Genomic DNA, 18,381 nt, shown 5'->3' on the forward strand with positions numbered 1-18,381 from the left:
GCGGTCTAGCCCGGAATTTCGAGGGTGATATTGCGCCCATTGACCACGTATTGCAGCGATGTCGTGCCAATGGCGGCGACGCGCCCACCATCAAGGCGGTCGCCCACCGCCACCCGCACGAAGCGGCCCGATGACAGGCGCACCAGCGCGCTCCGGTTTGACGATGTGCCGGTAATCCCGATGAGGTTGATGTCGCGCAGGCGGATCTCGTTGCGACTAGTAGCGGCGCGTGCCACATCGGCATTGGACGGGATGGCGGGTGCAGGCGCAAAGGCAGCGGCGCTGACCGTGGCGGGGGCTGTCGGTCGGCTGGTCGCGGCGGCAACGGTCGTGGCGAAATCGGCGGGGCGCGCGCTTGGCACGCGTGAGGTCGTGACCGCGCGCGCGGTGCCGCCTGTCACGGGTGCAACCGGCGTCGTGGCATCAGTGGCGGTTTCGCCGGCTTGCGGAAAGAGCGAGGCGCGCGCTGCATTCTCTTGGGCTGATACAGGGCGCAGTGTCGGGCGCATCGCGGCAAGCTCGGTCCGGCTTAGACCACCCAGCAGTTGCCGCTCACGCGTTTCATCCAGATTGATGGGGCGCGGGCGCGGCTGGATCGTGCTCAAGATCGCATCTTGCACATTCAAACTTACGGGCGGCGTTGGCGGCGCTGGCGCGATCTCACGCGGGCGCGGAATGGCCGCGACCTCGGGCTGACCCAAGATCACGAAAGCCCCCTCCGGCGTCAGCACACCCTCAGCCGTCGGGGCCACCAAGCCGCGTGCATCGCGGTCGATCCTGACGCCGAAGGCTGGCGGGGCTGGGACACGGCGTAGCACCTCGCGCAGATCGATCTGCGGATCGGAAAGCGCCACGGCATCGAAGGCCGAGACCTCGGGGTCGATGGAGGCGATGTAGATGTCATCGGTCAGGGTGAAGGGGCTGAAAAAAGGCCGCTCGGGTGGGCGCGGCCAGATCTGTTGGGACGCATAAAGCGCCTCGGCCTCTGCGATGGTTGGCAAAAGCGCGTCGGGCATGGGCGGCAAGGGTGCCAGGTCAAGATCGGCATCAATGCCCGGAAGTGTGGCGACCGGGCTTGGAGCAGGGGCCGGGGCGATTGGGGGCGCGACGGGCGTCAATGCGATCTCTTCGCTTGCTTGCGCATCTGCCAAGGCGTCGGGCGGGCTGATCGTGCCAAGTGTCGGTGCTAGTTCTGCGACCCCACTTGGTATCGCCGGCACGCTGGCCATCGGGGGTGGATCGGCAATGTCGGATTGTGCTGTCTGGGTCGTATTCCCGCCGCCAAATAGCCGCGCCATTGGGCTGTCGGGCAAAAACAGCACTGACCAGACCGCAATGATGATCAGCAAGATCAGCAATGCCAGCGTCAGCACCAGACCTGTACGTAGCGATGGCCCGGGCGGTTGGCTGGATTTGCGCGCCAAAAGCCCGGCTGCAAGTGCTGCATCTGGCCTGCTGGTAGCGGGCGCGGTGGTTTTCCCCGCACTGAGGTTCTTGATGCCAGCGGCAATCGCGCCTGTGCTTTTGCGCGCCACTTCGGTGGGCGCTGCGGCTGACGCCTCAGCCTGTGGCGCAAGAGAGGGCGGTTCGCCTTGCGGTTTTGGGCGTGATTTGCTGGCATCGCGCACGCGTGCGAGTTGCGCCACGAAAGCACTTCCCGGGCGGTCGGGGGTGGGTTCCACGCGGCGTGGCGGGGCAAGGGTCACATCAGGGTGGCGCTGTTTGCTTGCTTCTGCCGATGGGCCACCAAAGCCCAACCTGCTGCGCGTCTCCGCCATCAGTTTGCTCGTCGCAGCACCAAGCTCGGCTGCGGTGGATTTGGTGGGCTTGGCGCCCGGGCGGCGCTTGGCGCTGAAGCCAAAGATCGGCTGGGTGGGGGCGGTGGCCTTGTCGGTCGCCTGATCGGACGGTGCATCATCTGGACCGCTTGGCTGCGCCGTGGAGGCTTCGGTCGTCACCACGGAGGCGGCCCGATTTGGTGCTTGTGATAGAAGATCATCGTCCGCGACCGCCGCATCCCCGATAGGGGTGATCATGCGGTCAAACATCGGATCGAGAAGGTCCGCGAGCGCAACCACCTCTTCTGGCTCAGCCTCAGCCTTCATGTCCCTGTCCAAAGGCTGGTCGTTGGCTTGGTCGGGCTCTGCGCTTGCGCTGGGCTGTTCGGGCAGATCGGCCTCGATCACCGCCTCTGGCGCGGGCGGCGTTGGTTCTGGCATCGCAGCCGATTTTGTCTTGGGCTCGGGCTTAGGTGCAATCTGATCGGCTATAGGCGCGACAAGTTCAGCCTCGGGGGCGGTGGGGACCGGCGCGCTGCGATCTGGTGCAACGTCCGCCGCTGCCGGTATCGCACCATCTGTCACAACTAGCCGAGACTCTGGCGTTGGCGCTGGCATTGGCTCAGCGACAGGCGAAAGCGTTGCGGCTTTATCAATGTTTGCCTTCGGCTTTTTCGGCGGTTTTGGAGCGGGATCTTGCGCCGTCTTGGCCGTGGGCTCGACGGGTTTTGTTGCGGCATCGCCCGTTGCATCGCCACTCTCTGCCACTTGGGGCGGGACGGGGTCTGCACCAGTGGCCGCCGCGTCGGATGTCTCGGCCTTAGGGCTTGTTGCAAGCGCGATCTCAGGAATGATTTCTGGGGCGACCCAAAGATCGGGGCCAAAGCGTAGATCGGTGGTGGCCGCATCGACCGCCGCATTGGCATCGCCAAAGACCGGCATGCCGGGGTAGCGCTCGACCGGCGGCATCGCGGCAAAACCGGCGGCGACGAACCCATGCGCGGTCGCAAATTCTTTCGCTTCATCAAGCGTCTCGCGGGCGACAACGGCCACTTTGATACGGTCTTGCTCGACCGCGCGCCAATCATAGACAAGATCAGCCACCGGGTAAGGTGTCAGCCCATCCAACCCCGCGATGATCCGGTCCGTGACCAAGCCCGCGTCATGGGTGGGTGCCGTGAACGAGGTGTAAAGGATCTGGTCATCGGGCAAGACCAGCAAAACCTGCGCCTCAGCATCTCCGCGCGCGCCGACCATTGCCTTTAGTCCAGCCATCTGCGCGGCCAGATCCGCCACCGCGAATGGCACCTCGCCGATCAGCGCCCAATGGCCCGCGTCCTGGCGATGGGCCAGCGCGATGCCTTCCGGCGACAAGAACAGCGCGAAATTCACCGTCACATCCGATCCTAGTCGTCGTCCCCAAGTGGCTCAGCTCAAACTTTCGCCGCCCTTGCTCTACATCACAAATGCGCCGGGGAAAACACTTGCCCAAGGCGCGCCGCGATCTTCGGCGGAAAAAAACCCATGGGCAAGCGAAGATACCGCCAAAAGGCGCGCGGATTGCGCCCCTCTTGGCGATCCAATCCCTTGGCCCTACTGCGTGGCCCGCGCCAAAGCCTGATCAAGATCGGCGATCAGATCATCGGCATCCTCGATCCCGATCGAGACACGCACCACATTGGGCGCGGCACCAGCCGCCTTTTGCTGTTCGGGTGTCAGTTGGCGATGCGTGGTCGAGGCCGAATGGATGATCAGCGACCGCGTATCGCCCAGATTGGCTACATGGCTGAAAATCTCCAGCGAATCGACCAGCTTGATACAGGCATCATACCCACCCTTGACCGCAAAGGTGAAAAGCGCCCCGGCCCCTTTGGGGCAGACCGTCTTGACCCGGTCGAAATAGGGCGAGCTTTCAAGCCCTGCATAGGTGACGAAGTCAATGCGCGGATCGGCCTCGAGCCATTTGGCGATCTTGACCGCATTCTCCACATGGCGATCCATCCGCAAGGAGAGCGTCTCGATCCCCATCAGCGTGTAATGGGCGGCTTGCGGGTTCATCGTCATGCCCAAATCGCGCAGGCCGATGGCAATGCCGTGGAAAGTATAGGCCAAGGGGCCAAAGGTCTCGTGAAAGCGCAAGCCGTGATAGGCGGGCTCGGGCGCGGAAAGCGAGGGAAACTTGTCGCTGGCAGACCAGTCAAATGTCCCGCTATCGACCACACAACCACCCGTCACTGTGCCGTTGCCGGTCAGATACTTGGTGGTCGAATGCACCACCAACGTCGCGCCATGCGCAATAGGGCGACACAGATAGGGTGTGGCGGTGGTATTATCGACGATCAGCGGCACACCGGCCGCATCGGCCACATCGGCGACGGCGCGCAGATCGGTGATATAGCCGCCGGGATTGGCGATCGCCTCGCAGAAAACGGCGCGGGTATCATCGTCAATCGCCGCTTTCAGCGCGTCAAGATCGTCGAAATCGACGAATTTCGCGGACCAGCCAAAGCGCTTGATCGTCTGGGAAAACTGCGTGACCGTGCCGCCGTATAGCCGGGTGGAGGCCACGACATTGCGCCCCGGTGCCATCAAGGGAAACAGCGCCATGATCTGTGCTGCATGTCCCGATGAACAGCACACGGCTCCCACCCCGCCCTCCAGCGTGGCGATGCGCTCTTGCAAGGCGGCGACTGTCGGGTTGGTCAGGCGCGAGTAGATATAGCCCACTTCTTGCAGGTTGAAGAGTGCCGCCGCATGCTCGGCATCGCGAAACACATAAGCCGTGGTCTGGTAGATCGGCACTTGGCGTGCGCCCGTCGCCGGGTCAGGGCGTGCGCCTGCATGGATTTGCAGCGTATCGAAGCCATAGCTTGGACCATCGGTCATCGGTATCTCCCCTCAAGAAACGATATTTCACGCAGCAATAGGCCAAAGCCCGCGACGCGGCAATCGCGCAGCGTTCGATCCCGCCTTTCCATCTTTGCTTCACAAATACTCTCGGGGGGTCGCGGGGGGCAGACAGCCCCCCGCGCGGATCGGCCCGCCAAGGGCGGGACGATCCAAACCAAAAAGCGCGACCGCATGGCACTGGACGGGCCGCACCAGTTGGGGCAAAACTCGGCCATCGGACCTGCAACCCCGAAAGGGCAGCCCATGATCACCTTTCTCAAGCGCCTCGTCACATGGTGGAACGGCCAGACCATCGGCACCCAGATCTTTACCGCCCGCTACGGCGAAAAGGTCGGCAGCGATGCGCAGGGCAATATTTTCTATCGCTCCAAGGACGACAAAAAGCGCTGGGTGATCTTCAACGGCGAGGTTGAGGCAAGCCGCGTTGATGCTGAATGGCATGGCTGGCTGCACCACACATGGGATACGCCCCCAAGCGAGACGCCCGTCGCGCATAAAGCATGGGAAAAGCCGCATCTGCCGAACCTCACCGGAACGCCCGCCGCGCATGTGCCTGCTGGATCGATCCGGCGCGCTGAGCCCTTGGTGCGCGCCGACTACGAGGCGTGGCGCCCCGAGTAAGTGGCGGCGATGCGCTGGTTTGCAACAAACCCCCCTTGGATCACAGCCCGCTTCGCGCCATAAGCGTGGGATGACGGGGGGTTGGCATGGCGACGCAAGATAACACCATCACCGAAGTTCTCGTCGGCGCAGCCGTGCTGGCCGTGGCGACTGGATTTTTCTTCTATGCCTCCGGCACGACGGGTGCGGGCGCGGGTGGGCAGACATATGAAATGGCGGCCTCCTTCCGTTCGGCCGAAGGGATCGCGGTGGGCACAGAGGTGCGCTTGGCCGGTGTGCGCGTCGGCACCGTGACCGACATGACGCTTGACCCGGTGAGTTTCCGCGCTGAGACCACTTTTAGCCTGCGCGACGATATCGTGCTGCCCGATGACAGCGCCATTGCCATCGCCTCCGAAGGGCTATTGGGTGGCAATTTCGTCGAGATTATTCCCGGCGGCTCGCCCTTCAACTACGGCCCGGGCGATATGATCACCGATACCCAAGGTGCCGTCAGCTTGATCACCTTGCTGATGCGCTTCGTGTCGGGGGACGGAACGCAGTGATGCGTCGGCCAGTCGCGATCGCGGCGCTCGTGCTTGCGCTTGGGCTGTCGCCGGGGGCCGCGCAACAATTCGACAGCTTCGGCGATGGCCCGATTGAAGGTTTCGCGCCCTTGCCGGAAGGATCGCTTGATCCCTCGCTTCCCTCTCTGGGCGAGAATGGCACCCTTGGCCTTGGCGGCCCCGCGATTGGCTTGCAGATCACCGAGGGCCAATCAGGCGTCTCGCTCGAGATTTTTCCCGGTGTGGGTGGTGCGATCACCTCGATCAGCCAACCCCAGACCGCACAGGCACAGCGGGTGACATTGCGGGCGCTGGACCGGATGCTGGGCCAGCCCACGGATATTGAGATGAGCGTGGGCGAGACGGTGATCTATGGGCGCATCGTCATCCATGTGCGCGAATGCCGCTATCCGACCGATGATCCCGCCTCGGACGCTTTCGGCTTTATCGAGATCCTCGACCAGCAAGGCGCGCCGCTTTTCGCGGGCTGGATGATCGCCTCGGCCCCGGCGCTGAGCGCCTTGGAACATCCCCGCTATGATGTCTGGGTGCTGCGCTGCACAGCGAATTGAGCCGGGCTATGGCGCGCGGGTATCCAATCCCTGCGCGCGGTCGATGGCGAAGAAATCCGCGGGGCTCGTCACGGCAAGTTGCAGTTGCCGGCGATATTCGGCGCGCGAAATTTCCACCGCGCCAAGACTTTCCAGATGTTCGGTGGTGAATTGCGTATCGAAAAGCTGAAACCCGCCCGCCCTGAGCCGTGTGACCAGATGCGCAAGCGCGATCTTGGACCCATCCGTGCGGCGCGAGAACATCGATTCGCCGAAATAAGCCGCCCCGAGCACCACGCCAAAAATGCCGCCCGCCAGCACGCCATCCATCCACACCTCGACGGAATGGGCAAAGCCTTGGGTATGCAGCGATAGATAGGTCGCGTTGATATCGGCGTTGATCCATGTCTCGGACCGGTCGGCGCAGGCCGCGATCACGCCGGGGAAATCGCGGTTTATCGTGACCGTGAAGCCACCGCGCGCGATGCGGCGCTTGAGCGACCGCGAGACATGAAAAGCGTCAAGCGGAAACACGCCACGCCGCTGCGGATCGACCCAGAAAATGCCAGCATGATCTGCACCATCGGACATGGGAAAAATCCCTGCCGCGTAAGCCCTGATCATCAGTTCGGGTGACAGCGCCGGGCGAACCGGGCTGAGCATATCATGCGCCATGAGAGGCGACATAGTCTGCGGCCCGGGAAAGTCCTGCGGAAATTGAAAAATACGTGCGCGCGGCAGCTTTGGCCCCAACGCGATCATTTCGCCGCCATAGGGCAGGGGCGGAATATCGCCCGGATCAATCGGTTGACCTGGGCGTATCCGATCAGCCGAGGTTTTCGGCAAGCCAACCCTCAAGCCATTGGATCGTGTAATCGCCCGATTGCACCTCGGGTGTTTTCAACAGCGCGTGAAACAGCGGCACGGTCGTGTCGATGCCGTCGATGATCAATTCGCCCAAGGCCCGGCTGAGCCGCGCCAAAGCCTCGGGGCGGTCGCGGCCATGCACGATCAGCTTGCCGATCAAACTGTCGTAATAGGGTGGGATGCGATAGCCATCATAGATCGCGCTATCCATGCGCACACCCAAGCCGCCGGGTGCATGATATTGCGTGATCTTTCCGGGGCTTGGCGCGAAATTGGGCAGCTTTTCGGCGTTGATGCGCACCTCGATGGCATGGCCGTTGACGGCCAGATCCTCTTGTTGGAAAGACATCGGCAACCCAGCCGCGACGCGGATCTGTTCGCGCACCAGATCGACACCCATGATCGCCTCGGTGACGGGGTGTTCAACCTGCAGGCGGGTGTTCATCTCGATGAAGAAAAACTCACCATCCTCATACAAGAACTCGATGGTGCCCGCGCCTTCATAGCCAAGATCGGCCACGGCCTTGGCACAGGTCGCGCCGATGCGTGCGCGGGTGGCGGCATCAATGGCGGGGCCGGGGGCCTCCTCGAACACCTTTTGGTGGCGCCGCTGCAGCGAACAGTCGCGCTCGCCCAGATGGACCGCGCGCCCACGCCCATCGCCGAAAATCTGCACTTCGATATGGCGGGGCCGTCCGAGATATTTCTCGATATAGACCTCGTCATTGCCGAAAGCGGCCTTGGCCTCGGCGCGCGCGGTGCGAAAGGCGGTTTCCATCTCGTCTTTGCTGCGCGCAAGCTTCATGCCGCGCCCACCGCCGCCTGCGGTTGCCTTGACGATCACCGGATAGCCCGCCGCATCGCCCACGGCATAGGCCGCATCGAGCGTGGCCACACCGCCGTCAGAGCCCGGCACACAAGGCACGCCCAGCTTTTTCATCGTGTCCTTGGCGGTGATCTTGTCGCCCATCAGGCGGATATGGGCGGCCGATGGGCCGATGAACTTGATCCCGTGATCCTCGACCGCCTGCACGAAACTGGCGTTTTCGGACAAAAAACCATAGCCGGGGTGGATCGCCTCGGCCCCGGTAATCTCGCAGGCCGAGATGATCGCGGCCATCGACAGATAGGATTGGCCCGACGGCGGCGGGCCGATGCAGATCGCCTCATCCGCCATGCGCACATGCATCGCGTCACTATCGGCCGTGGAATGGACCGCGACGGTGGCCACCCCCATCTCGCGCGCTGCCCGGACGACGCGCAATGCGATTTCGCCCCGGTTGGCGATGAGGATCTTTTTGAACATGGGGCGCCCCGTCTACTCGATGATCATCAGCGGCGCGCCGTATTCGACGGGCGCGCCATCCTCGATGAGGATTCGCTTCACAACGCCTGCGCGCGGCGCGGGGATCTGGTTCATGGTCTTCATCGCCTCGACGATGAGCAAGGTCTGACCGGCGTTCACCCGGTCGCCTACGGCCACGAAGGGTTTGGCGTCGGGCTCGGGTGCCAGATAGATGGTGCCAACCATGGGCGAAGTCACAGCGCCGGGCGCTTGCGCGGGATCTTCGATCGCGACAGGGGCCGCTGCCGGGCTGGGCACGGGCGCGCTGACCGGCTGGGGCGCATGCACAATCGCGGGTGCGGCGGCTACTACTGTTGTCTGACGCGCGACGCGGACATTGAGCCAGTTATGCTCGCCATACTCGCGCTTCACCTCGACTTCGCTCAGCTCGTTCTTGCGCAAAAGCTCGGCCAAAGCCTCGATGAAGGCTACGTCACTGGCGCGTGTCGCGTCTGTCTTGTCGCTCATGTTCGTCCTCGCAAACTGGGGCGATCCAACTTTTAGATCGCACCCTCCGCCCTGGGTCCTGTTTGATCGGCCCCTGCGCACCGCCTATAGCGCAGGCTTTACGCCGGGAAAACCCGTTGCGTAAGCAAAGAGCGCTCCGGCTGATTGCTTGTTTCAAACATCCGCCGCCCATTTTTTCGGCAATGCCGCAGTTGGAGGCAAGAATTCCGCCGTTTGGGTGATGCGCCATAAATTTACCATTTGATAAAAAAAATATCCCATGCCAGCGTGAATCCATCCGATCGCCATTCGCTCGCAGGGAGATATGCCCGATGACGAACAGCCCATTTACCCCCGGGATCGTGCCTGCGCGGCTCGATGGGCGGGTATTGCAAGAAAATTTTTCCGATCTGCATGCGCCACTCGATGCCCATGAGGCGCTGGTTGCCGCTGATCGCTGCTATTTCTGCCATGATGCGCCATGCATCACCGCCTGTCCCACGACAATCGACATCCCGCTGTTCATTCGCCAGATCGCCACGGGCACGCCCGAGGCGGCGGCCAAGACGATCTTCGACCAGAATATTCTGGGCGGCATGTGCGCCCGTGTTTGCCCCACCGAAACGCTTTGCGAACAGGCCTGTGTGCGCGAGGCGGCCGAGGGCAAGCCGGTCGAGATCGGTCGATTGCAGCGCTACGCCACCGATAGGCTGATGGCGTCGGGTCTGCATCCCTTTGCCCGCGCGGCCCAGACGGGCAAGCGCGTGGCCGTGGTGGGCGCGGGGCCGGCGGGGCTGGCCTGCGCGCATCGCTTAGCGATGAAGGGCCATGATGTTGATCTTTTCGATGCCCGGCCCAAAGGCGGCGGCCTGAACGAATACGGGATCGCCACTTATAAGGCGACCGATGGTTTTGCGGGGGCGGAGCTTGACTGGCTGATGCAGATCGGGGGGATCACGCTGCATACAGGCCGCGCACTTGGGCGCGATGTCACGCTCGATGGGCTTTGTGCCGAATATGACGCGGTATTTCTGGGTATGGGGCTTGGTGGCGTGAACGCGCTGCGCGCCGATGGCGAAGATCGCGCAGGCGTGCGCGACGCGGTCGATTTCATCGCCGACCTGCGCCAAGCCGATGATCTGGCCCGCCTGCCCGTAGGGCGCAATGTTGTGGTGATCGGTGGCGGCATGACAGCCATCGATGCAGCCGTGCAATCCAAGCTTTTGGGGGCGGAGAATGTGACCGTTCTTTATCGGCGCGACCGTGGGGCGATGCCCGCCAGCCGCTATGAGCAGGATTTGGCGGCCTCAAAAGGGGTGCGCTTTGTCTTCAACGCCATGCCCGTCGCGATCTTGGGCAATGGCGCGGTCACAGGCGTGCGGGTGGAATACACGCGCGCAGAGGGCAGATCATTGATCGGCACAGGCGAGACCTTTGATATGCCCGCCGATCAAGTCCTCAAGGCGATTGGTCAAACGCTGGAGGATGCGCCCGATGTGCTGACCATTGCCGGGGGCAAGATCGCCGTGACGGGGCCGGGGCGCACCACGCGCAAAGGTGTTTGGGCTGGTGGCGATTGCGCGGCGGGGGGCGAAGATTTGACCGTGACCGCCGTGGCCGAAGGGCGCGATGCGGCGGAAGATATTCATGACAGCCTGATGGGGTAGCGCGATTATTCGTACGAATAATCGCAAGATGCGAATTTTCGTACGAAAATTCGGCCAAAACGCAAAAAGGGGAGACCGGGACCATGGCAGACCTTTCCAGCGATTTTCTGGGCATCAAATCGCCCAACCCGTTTTGGCTGGCCTCCGCGCCGCCGACCGACAAGGCCTATAATGTCGTGCGCGCCTTCGAGGCGGGCTGGGGCGGTGTGGTGTGGAAAACCTTGGGCGAGGCGGGCCCACCCATCGTCAATGTCAACGGGCCGCGCTACGGTGCGATCTGGGGCGCGGACCGGCGGCTTTTGGGGCTTAACAATATCGAATTGATCACCGATCGCCCGCTTGAGGTGAACCTGCGCGAGATCAAGCAGGTCAAGCGCGATTGGCCTGATCGCGCGATGATCGTATCGCTTATGGTGCCCTGCGAAGAACAGGCGTGGAAAGCGATCTTGCCGCTTGTGGAAGAGACGGGTGCCGATGGGATCGAGCTGAACTTTGGCTGCCCGCACGGCATGAGCGAGCGCGGGATGGGCGCGGCCGTTGGCCAAGTGCCTGAATATATCGAGATGGTTGCGCGCTGGTGCAAGCAAAACACCCGCATGCCCGTGATCGTGAAGCTGACACCCAATATCACCGATATCCGCTATCCGGCGCGCGCGGCCAAAAAGGGCGGGGCGGATGCCGTTTCGCTGATCAACACCGTGTCCTCGATCACTTCCGTCAATCTCGACAGCTTCAGCCCAGAGCCCTCGATCGACGGCAAGGGCAGCCATGGCGGCTATTGTGGCCCGGCGGTGAAGCCCATCGCGCTCAATATGGTGGCCGAGATTGCGCGCGACGCCGAGACCCGCGGCATGCCCATTTCGGGCATCGGGGGCGTCACCACATGGCGCGATGCGGCGGAATTCTTGGCCCTTGGTGCGGGCAATGTGCAGGTCTGCACGGCGGCGATGACCTATGGGTTCAAGATCGTGCAAGAGATGATCTCGGGGCTGTCGCAGTATCTGGATGAGAAGGAGATGTCGCTCTCCGATTTGATCGGGCGGGCCACGCCCAATGTCACGGATTGGCAGTATCTCAACCTTAACTACGTCACCAAGGCGCGGATCGACCAAGATGCCTGCATCAAATGCGGGCGCTGCTATGCGGCCTGTGAGGATACCAGCCATCAAGCGATTTCCATGTCGCCCGAGCGCGTGTTCGAGGTGATGGATGATGAATGCGTGGCCTGCAACCTGTGCGTCAATGTCTGCCCGGTCGAGAACTGCATCACCATGGAGCGGATGCCCGCAGGTAGCGTCGATCCGCGCACAGGTGCAACCGTTTCGGATGATTACGCCAATTGGACGACCCACCCGAACAACCCCGCCGCGCGCCCGGCGGCGGAGTGAGGCGATCGAGGGGGCTTTCTGCCCCCCCGCGCTTGGATCGCGCAATTGAAGAAGCGAGGGGGCTTTCTGCCCCCTCGCGCTCCCCCGAGAGTATTTTTGAAGCAAAGAGGGTCAGGGGGCCAGAAGGCGGGTAAAGAGCGTGTCGAGGAAGCCTTCGGCCTCGGCCAAGGGATCGCGCGCATCACCCAGCACAGCGCGGATTTGAACGTCGAAATCGGCGTAATGTTGGGTCAGCGCCCAGATCGAAAAGATCAAATGGTGCGGATCAACATCGGCGATACGTCCGGCTTTGGCCCAGTCCTGAATCACGGCGGATTTTTCATCGACAAGGGTCTTGAGATCGCTGGCCAGCGCCGCTTGCATGCGCGGCGCACCTTGGACGATTTCATTGGCGAAAAGGCGCGATTGGCGCGGATAGTGCCGGCTAAGTTCGAGCTTGCGGCGCACATAGGCGCGCAGCTCGGCGATTGGGTCGCCATCGGCATCAAGATCACGCAGCGGATCGAGCCATGTATCCATCAACTGGCTGAGAAGCGTGACATGGATCGCCTCTTTGGAGGGGAAATAATAAAGCAGGTTCGGCTTGGACAACCCGGCCTCGGTCGCGATCATATCGAGGGTCGCGCCGCGAAAGCCATGGAGGGAGAACACCTCGAGCGCCGCGTCCAGGATGGTTTCGCGGTTCTTGGCTTGGATACGGGTGCGTGGATTATGCTGTGCCATGGCGGTATCTGAGGCTTTGGCCCCTCTTGGCACAAGCCCTGTTTCACGGTCTGCCCTGTCTTTGGGCGGGGATGCTTGCGCGCGCATCATTTGCCTTGTCTTTATGCGCGCGCTCGCCCAAAATTTAGCGTCGGGTTGTTGACTGGCACTGCGTCTCTGCTAGCGTCCGATTGACCATTTGGTCAAAAACCAACATGCGGTTCGGCGGCGCGCGACCGGACCGGCAAAATAGGGAATGCCGCTATGGCGCTTGACCGTTCCAACCCCGTTCCGAATGACCTTTCCGCGTTCTGGATGCCCTTCACTGCGAACCGCCAGTTCAAAAAGGCACCGCGGATGTTGGTCTCGGCCGACCGGATGCATTACCGCACCGCCGATGGGCGCGAGGTGCTGGACGGGGTAGCGGGGCTTTGGTGCTGTAATGCGGGCCACAACCGCCCCAAGATCGTTGAGGCGATCCGCCAACAGGCAGGCGAGTTGGACTATGCGCCCGCCTTCCAGATGGGCCATCCTAAGGCGTTCGAGTTGGCCAACCGGCTGCGCGACATGGCGCCGAGCGCGATGGAGCATGTGTTTTTCACCAATTCCGGCTCAGAGGCGGTCGAGACCGCGCTGAAAATCGCCATCGCCTATCAGCGCGCCATCGGCCAAGGCACCCGCACCCGCCTGATCGGGCGCGAGCGCGGCTATCACGGGGTCAATTTCGGCGGCATCTCGGTCGGTGGCATCGTCAACAACCGCAAGTTTTTTGGCACGCTTCTGAACGGCGTTGATCATCTGCCCCATACCCATCAGCCGGCGCTGAACGCCTTTAGTCGCGGTGAGCCCGAGCATGGCGCCAATCTGGCCGATGAGCTGGAGCGGATCGTGGCGCTGCATGGCCCGGAAACGGTCGCCGCCGTGATCGTTGAGCCCGTGGCAGGGTCCACCGGCGTGTTGATCCCGCCCAAGGGCTATCTCAAGCGGCTGCGCGAGTTGACGCGCAAGCATGGCATCTTGTTGATTTTCGACGAGGTCATCACCGGCTTTGGCCGTTTGGGCGCGCCTTTTGCCGCCGATTATTTCGATGTCATGCCCGACATGATCACCTGCGCCAAGGGGCTGACCAATGGCGTGATCCCGATGGGGGCGGTTCTGGCCACCAAGGAGATCCATGATGCCTTCATGAATGGCCCCGAGCATGTGATCGAGCTGTTCCACGGCTACACCTATTCGGGCAATCCTATCGCCTCGGCCGCCGGTCTGGCCACGCTGGAGACCTATCGCGAAGAGGGGCTGTTTGAGCGCGCCGCCGAGATCGCCCCCTATTGGGAGGATGCGGTTCATAGCCTGAAAGGCCTGCCGCATGTGATCGACATCCGCAACCTTGGCCTGATCGCCGGGGTGGAGTTGGACCCCATCGCGGGCGAGCCGACCAAGCGGGCCTTCGCGGCCTTCCTCGATGCTTATGAGAACAATGTGATGATCCGCACCACGGGCGACATCATCGCCATGTCGCCGCCCCTGATCATCGAGAAATCGCATATCGACACGCTGATCGGGACCGTGGCGGACGTTCTAAAGCGGCTGCACTGACCCGATCCGACTGCAACGAAGCGAAAGGCAAATCCCATGGCTGCGCCCGGCGAGAATATGACGATCAATGGCGAGCGGCTATGGGATACGCTGATGGAAATGGCCAAGATCGGCCCCGGTATCGCGGGGGGCAACAACCGCCAAACCCTGACCGATGCGGATGCCGAAGGCCGCGCGCTGTTTCAATCTTGGTGCATGGCTGCGGGTATGCGCATGGGGGTGGACCAGATGGGCAATATGTTCGCCCGTCGTGAAGGCACCGATCCTGACGCCCTTCCGGTCTATGTCGGAAGCCATCTCGACACCCAGCCTACGGGCGGCAAGTATGACGGGGTGCTGGGCGTTTTGGGCGGGCTGGAGGTGATCCGCACGCTCAACGATCTGAACATCAAGACGCGCCACCCCATCGTCGTGGTGAACTGGACCAATGAGGAGGGGACGCGCTTTGCCCCGGCCATGCTTGCCTCGGGTGTTTTTGCGGGGCGGCACACGCAAGACTGGGCTTATGACCGTATCGATGCGCAGGGCAAGCGCTTTGGCGATGAGCTTGAGCGGATCGGTTGGAAGGGCGCGGAACCTGTCGGCCAACGCCCGATGAAGGCGTTTTTCGAATTGCATATCGAGCAAGGCCCGATCCTTGAGGCCGAAGGGGTCGAGATCGGCGTTGTCACCCATGGCCAAGGGCTGCGCTGGGTTGAATGCACGATCACGGGCGTGGAAAGCCACACGGGATCGACGCCCATGGCGATGCGGCGCAATGCGGGGCGGGGTTTGGCGCTGATCACCGAATTGGTGCATGAGATCGCCATGAAGAACCAGCCCGGCGCTGTGGGCGCGATTGGGCATGTCGATGTCTATCCGAACTCGCGCAACATCATTCCGGGCAAGGTCGTCTGCACCGTGGATTTCCGTAGCCATATCTTGGAAAAGCTCAACGGCATGGTGGATGAATTGATGGCGCGCGCGCCTGCAATCTGTGCCGAGATCGGTGTCGGGTTCTCGGCCCAGATCGTTGGCCAGTTCGACCCGCCAGCCTTTGACCCCGATTGCGTCGGTGCCATTCGCGATGCGGCCGTCCGGCTGGGCTATAGCCATATGGATATCGTCTCGGGCGCGGGCCATGACGCGTGCTGGATCAACGATGTGGCCCCCACGGCGATGGTGATGTGCCCCTGTGTCGGCGGGCTGAGCCATAATGAGGCCGAAGAGATCAGCCCCGCTTGGGCGGCGGCGGGCACCAATGTGTTGTTTCATGCCGTCGTGGCGACCGCGGAGATCGTTGAATGAGATGTGTTTATGGCCTGACCCTTGCCATGGTTTTCGCCCTCTCGGCCTGTGTCACCCCGACGCCCGAGGGCGAAACCGAACAGGTTAGCGAACAGGTGCGCGAACTGGCGGCACCGGGCCAAGATTTGATGCAAGTCCGCCTCGAGAGTGATGGCTGCTATTGGTACCGCTATGAGGGGCCGGTCGAGACGACATTTCTGCCACTTCTGACGCGCGATGACCGCATGATCTGCGTGCGCGCGCCTGCGAGCTGATCGAAACACAACCGGGGGAAGATGCGATGAGCACTGTGATCAAAGGCGGAACCATCGTGACGGCCGATCTGAGCTATGCCGCCGATCTACGGATCGAAGCAGGCCGGATCATCGAAATCGGCCCCGATCTCAAGGGTGACAGCGTGCTTGATGCCACGGGCTGTTACGTCATGCCGGGCGGGATCGATCCGCATACGCATTTGGAAATGCCCTTTATGGGCACCTATTCGGCCGATGATTTTGAAAGCGGCACGCGCGCCGCGCTGTCGGGTGGCACCACGATGGTGGTCGATTTCGCGCTGCCCTCGCCCGGTCAAGGGCTGATCGACGCGCTCCAGATGTGGGACAACAAGGCCGGTCGCGCCAATTGCGATTATTCTTACCACATGGCCGTGACATGGTGGGGTGAGCAGGTTTTCAATGAGATGCAGACCGTGATCGAAGATCGCGGGATCAACACCTTCAAGCATTTCATGGCCTACAAGGGCGCGCTCATGGTCAATGACGATGAGCTTTTTGCGTCCTTCAACCGTCTGGCCGAGCTTGGCGGCATCGCGATGGTCCATGCCGAGAACGGCGATGTGGTGGCCGAGTTGACCGCGAAGCTTTTGGCTGAGGGCAATACCGGCCCAGAGGCGCACGCCTATTCCCGCCCCGCGCAGGTCGAGGGGGAAGCCACGAACCGCGCCATCATGATCGCCGATATGGCGGGTGTGCCGCTTTACGTCGTCCATGTCTCGTCCGAGGATGCGCATGAGGCGATCCGGCGCGCGCGCGCGCTTGGCAAGCGGGTCTGGGGCGAGCCCTTGATCCAGCATTTGACACTGGATGAAAGCGAGTATTTCCACCCCGATTGGGACCATGCCGCGCGCCGCGTGATGTCGCCCCCTTTCCGCAACAAGAAACATCAAGACAGCCTGTGGGCCGGCCTGATGTCGGGCTCGCTGTCGGTCGTGGCGACGGATCACTGCGCCTTTACGACCGCGCAAAAGCGCTTTGGTGTCGGCGATTTCTCGAAAATCCCCAACGGCACGGGCGGGCTTGAGGACCGCATGCCGATGCTGTGGACGCATGGTGTGGCGACGGGGCGGCTGACGCCAAATGAGTTTGTGGCCATCACCTCGACCAATATCGCCAAGATCTTGAATTGCTACCCGAAAAAGGGCGCGATCTTGGTGGGGGCGGATGCCGATATCGTGGTCTGGGATCCCGCAAAGGAAAAGACCATCATGGCCAGCGCCCAGCAATCGGCCATCGATTACAACGTGTTCGAGGGGCACAAGGTCAAGGGTCTGCCGCGTTTCACGCTGACGCGCGGGCATGTGGCCGTGCATGATGGCGAGATCCGCACGCAAGAGGGGCATGGCCAATTCGTCAAGCGCCCCGGCAATGGCACGGTCAACCGCGCGCTTAGCACATGGAAAGAGCTGACAGCCCCACGCCCAGTGGAACGCACGGGCATTCCCGCGACGGGGGTGTGATGGTGCAACCCACCACCGCGATTGCGCCTGATGCGACCGGCCCAGTTATCGCAGCCAAAAACCTTGATCTGACCTTTCAGACCAATGATGGCCCGGTCCATGCGCTGCGCGATGTGAACCTGACCATCAATAAGGGCGAATTCGTCAGCTTCATTGGCCCCTCGGGTTGCGGCAAGACCACGTTTTTGCGCGTGATCGCGGCGCTGGAGCATCCGACGGGCGGCACGATCACGGTCAATGGCATGACCCCTGATGAGGCGCGGATGCGCCGTGCCTATGGCTATGTGTTTCAGGCCGCTGGCCTTTACCCGTGGCGGAGCATCGAGAAGAACATCAAGCTACCGCTCGAGATCATGGGCTTTGACCGCGCCGAGCAAGACAGGCGCGTGCGCGATGTGCTGGCCTTGGTCGATCTAGAGGGGTTTGGGAAGAAATTCCCTTGGCAGTTGTCAGGCGGCATGCAGCAACGCGCAAGCATCGCCCGCGCGCTGGCCTTCGATGCCGATATCTTGCTGATGGACGAACCCTTCGGCGCGCTGGATGAGATCGTGCGCGACCATCTGAACGAACAGCTTTTGACGCTTTGGGCACGCACCGAGAAAACCATCGGCTTTGTCACCCATTCGATCCCCGAGGCGGTCTATCTCTCGACCAAGATCGTCGTAATGAGCCCGCGACCGGGCCGGATCACCGATATCATCGACAGCGACCTGCCGCGCGAGCGCCCGCTTGATATTCGCGACACGCCGGAATTTTTGGCCATCGCCCATCGTGTCCGCGAGGGGCTGCGGGCGGGTCATGCCTATGAGGATTGAGCGCGCAGCCCAGCATGATCGCATGGTCGGACTTACGCGCGGCTGGTCAGGGTGGTGGGCATGAGTGCTGCGCTGACACAGAGGCCCGCGCGCGCATCTTGGGCGCTGGGCGGTCTGGCGGCAGGGG

16 protein-coding genes are annotated in these 18,381 nt (G+C 62.4%); 10 read left to right on the forward strand and 6 right to left on the reverse strand.

Annotated elements, in window-relative coordinates; genetic code table 11:
- Positions 1-5: 5 nt before the first annotated feature.
- Positions 6-3,176, reverse strand: a complete 3,171-nt coding sequence (locus KG698_RS08270; protein ID WP_213685099.1) for a hypothetical protein — start codon at positions 3,174-3,176, stop codon at positions 6-8.
- Positions 3,177-3,371: 195 nt separating this feature from the next.
- Positions 3,372-4,664 carry an O-acetylhomoserine aminocarboxypropyltransferase/cysteine synthase family protein gene (locus KG698_RS08275; RefSeq protein ID WP_213685100.1) on the reverse strand — a complete coding sequence of 431 codons (1,293 nt, stop codon included), beginning with the start codon at positions 4,662-4,664 and terminating at the stop codon, positions 3,372-3,374.
- Between the two features lie 267 nt (positions 4,665-4,931).
- Between KG698_RS08275 and KG698_RS08280 the strand changes: the two genes are divergently transcribed.
- The 3 genes from KG698_RS08280 to KG698_RS08290 all read left to right on the forward strand — a co-directional run bounded on the left by KG698_RS08280 (position 4,932) and on the right by KG698_RS08290 (position 6,426).
- Positions 4,932-5,309: an NADH:ubiquinone oxidoreductase subunit NDUFA12 gene (locus KG698_RS08280; RefSeq protein ID WP_213685101.1), complete on the forward strand. Its 378-nt coding sequence runs from the start codon at positions 4,932-4,934 to the stop codon at positions 5,307-5,309.
- Positions 5,310-5,395: 86 nt separating this feature from the next.
- Positions 5,396-5,854: an outer membrane lipid asymmetry maintenance protein MlaD gene (gene mlaD, locus KG698_RS08285; RefSeq protein ID WP_213685102.1), complete on the forward strand. Its 459-nt coding sequence runs from the start codon at positions 5,396-5,398 to the stop codon at positions 5,852-5,854.
- Entirely contained in the window at positions 5,854-6,426 is a 573-nt protein-coding gene (locus tag KG698_RS08290; RefSeq protein ID WP_213685103.1) for a DUF2155 domain-containing protein, read from the forward strand. The genes mlaD and KG698_RS08290 overlap by 1 nt, the downstream gene beginning before the upstream one ends.
- 6 nt (positions 6,427-6,432) lie before the next feature.
- Here the strand turns inward: KG698_RS08290 and aat are convergent, their stop codons facing one another.
- From aat to accB, 3 genes are all read right to left on the reverse strand, one after another.
- The gene (gene aat, locus KG698_RS08295; protein WP_213685104.1) at positions 6,433-7,080 is read right to left on the reverse strand and encodes a leucyl/phenylalanyl-tRNA--protein transferase; all 648 of its coding nucleotides are present in this window, start codon (positions 7,078-7,080) and stop codon (positions 6,433-6,435) included.
- Positions 7,081-7,231: 151 nt separating this feature from the next.
- Positions 7,232-8,578 (reverse strand): acetyl-CoA carboxylase biotin carboxylase subunit, encoded by a 1,347-nt coding sequence (gene accC, locus KG698_RS08300; RefSeq protein WP_213685105.1) that lies wholly within the window; start codon positions 8,576-8,578, stop codon positions 7,232-7,234.
- A gap of 12 nt (positions 8,579-8,590) precedes the next feature.
- A complete protein-coding gene (accB, locus tag KG698_RS08305; protein WP_213685106.1) occupies positions 8,591-9,085 on the reverse strand; it encodes an acetyl-CoA carboxylase biotin carboxyl carrier protein in 495 nt (164 codons plus the stop codon).
- A gap of 311 nt (positions 9,086-9,396) precedes the next feature.
- Between accB and KG698_RS08310 the strand changes: the two genes are divergently transcribed.
- Positions 9,397-10,731 (forward strand): NAD(P)-dependent oxidoreductase, encoded by a 1,335-nt coding sequence (locus KG698_RS08310; RefSeq protein WP_213685107.1) that lies wholly within the window; start codon positions 9,397-9,399, stop codon positions 10,729-10,731.
- Positions 10,732-10,814: 83 nt separating this feature from the next.
- Positions 10,815-12,119: an NAD-dependent dihydropyrimidine dehydrogenase subunit PreA gene (gene preA, locus KG698_RS08315; protein WP_213685108.1), complete on the forward strand. Its 1,305-nt coding sequence runs from the start codon at positions 10,815-10,817 to the stop codon at positions 12,117-12,119.
- A gap of 111 nt (positions 12,120-12,230) precedes the next feature.
- Here the strand turns inward: preA and KG698_RS08320 are convergent, their stop codons facing one another.
- Positions 12,231-12,842, reverse strand: coding sequence for a TetR family transcriptional regulator C-terminal domain-containing protein (locus KG698_RS08320; protein WP_213685109.1), 612 nt, complete (start codon positions 12,840-12,842; stop codon positions 12,231-12,233).
- 243 nt (positions 12,843-13,085) lie between these two features.
- On the opposite strand from KG698_RS08320, the gene KG698_RS08325 reads away from it, so the two are divergent.
- Genes KG698_RS08325 through KG698_RS08345 form a run of 5 tightly spaced genes read left to right on the forward strand, consistent with a single transcriptional unit; the run spans position 13,086 to position 18,254 of the window.
- On the forward strand, positions 13,086-14,417 hold the full coding sequence (locus tag KG698_RS08325; protein WP_213685110.1) for an aspartate aminotransferase family protein: 1,332 nt from the start codon (positions 13,086-13,088) through the stop codon (positions 14,415-14,417).
- A 36-nt stretch (positions 14,418-14,453) separates the two neighbouring features.
- Positions 14,454-15,704, forward strand: coding sequence for a Zn-dependent hydrolase (locus tag KG698_RS08330; protein WP_213685111.1), 1,251 nt, complete (start codon positions 14,454-14,456; stop codon positions 15,702-15,704).
- Complete coding sequence (locus KG698_RS08335) at positions 15,701-15,958, forward strand: hypothetical protein (protein ID WP_300983315.1); 258 nt, start codon at positions 15,701-15,703, stop codon at positions 15,956-15,958. The genes KG698_RS08330 and KG698_RS08335 overlap by 4 nt, the downstream gene beginning before the upstream one ends.
- Positions 15,959-15,984: 26 nt before the next feature.
- On the forward strand, positions 15,985-17,439 hold the full coding sequence (hydA, locus tag KG698_RS08340) for a dihydropyrimidinase (RefSeq protein ID WP_213685112.1): 1,455 nt from the start codon (positions 15,985-15,987) through the stop codon (positions 17,437-17,439).
- On the forward strand, positions 17,439-18,254 hold the full coding sequence (locus KG698_RS08345) for an ABC transporter ATP-binding protein (RefSeq protein WP_213685113.1): 816 nt from the start codon (positions 17,439-17,441) through the stop codon (positions 18,252-18,254). The genes hydA and KG698_RS08345 overlap by 1 nt, the downstream gene beginning before the upstream one ends.
- Positions 18,255-18,381: the final 127 nt, after the last annotated feature.

The organism is Roseicyclus sp. (assembly GCF_018402035.1).
Taxonomy (GTDB): Bacteria; Pseudomonadota; Alphaproteobacteria; order Rhodobacterales; family Rhodobacteraceae; genus Roseicyclus.

Bases quoted from the DNA above. Each gene is read 5' to 3' on its own strand.
- KG698_RS08275 (WP_213685100.1), bottom strand. From the start codon at position 4,664: ATGACCGATGGTCCAAGCTATGGCTTCGATACGCTGCAAATCCATGCA.
- KG698_RS08280 (WP_213685101.1), top strand. From the start codon at position 4,932: ATGATCACCTTTCTCAAGCGCCTCGTCACATGGTGGAACGGCCAGACC.
- mlaD (WP_213685102.1), top strand. From the start codon at position 5,396: ATGGCGACGCAAGATAACACCATCACCGAAGTTCTCGTCGGCGCAGCC.
- KG698_RS08290 (WP_213685103.1), top strand. From the start codon at position 5,854: ATGCGTCGGCCAGTCGCGATCGCGGCGCTCGTGCTTGCGCTTGGGCTG.
- aat (WP_213685104.1), bottom strand. From the start codon at position 7,080: ATGGCGCATGATATGCTCAGCCCGGTTCGCCCGGCGCTGTCACCCGAA.
- accC (WP_213685105.1), bottom strand. From the start codon at position 8,578: ATGTTCAAAAAGATCCTCATCGCCAACCGGGGCGAAATCGCATTGCGC.
- accB (WP_213685106.1), bottom strand. From the start codon at position 9,085: ATGAGCGACAAGACAGACGCGACACGCGCCAGTGACGTAGCCTTCATC.
- KG698_RS08310 (WP_213685107.1), top strand. From the start codon at position 9,397: ATGACGAACAGCCCATTTACCCCCGGGATCGTGCCTGCGCGGCTCGAT.
- preA (WP_213685108.1), top strand. From the start codon at position 10,815: ATGGCAGACCTTTCCAGCGATTTTCTGGGCATCAAATCGCCCAACCCG.
- KG698_RS08320 (WP_213685109.1), bottom strand. From the start codon at position 12,842: ATGGCACAGCATAATCCACGCACCCGTATCCAAGCCAAGAACCGCGAA.
- KG698_RS08325 (WP_213685110.1), top strand. From the start codon at position 13,086: ATGGCGCTTGACCGTTCCAACCCCGTTCCGAATGACCTTTCCGCGTTC.
- KG698_RS08330 (WP_213685111.1), top strand. From the start codon at position 14,454: ATGGCTGCGCCCGGCGAGAATATGACGATCAATGGCGAGCGGCTATGG.
- KG698_RS08335 (WP_300983315.1), top strand. From the start codon at position 15,701: ATGAGATGTGTTTATGGCCTGACCCTTGCCATGGTTTTCGCCCTCTCG.
- hydA (WP_213685112.1), top strand. From the start codon at position 15,985: ATGAGCACTGTGATCAAAGGCGGAACCATCGTGACGGCCGATCTGAGC.
- KG698_RS08345 (WP_213685113.1), top strand. From the start codon at position 17,439: ATGGTGCAACCCACCACCGCGATTGCGCCTGATGCGACCGGCCCAGTT.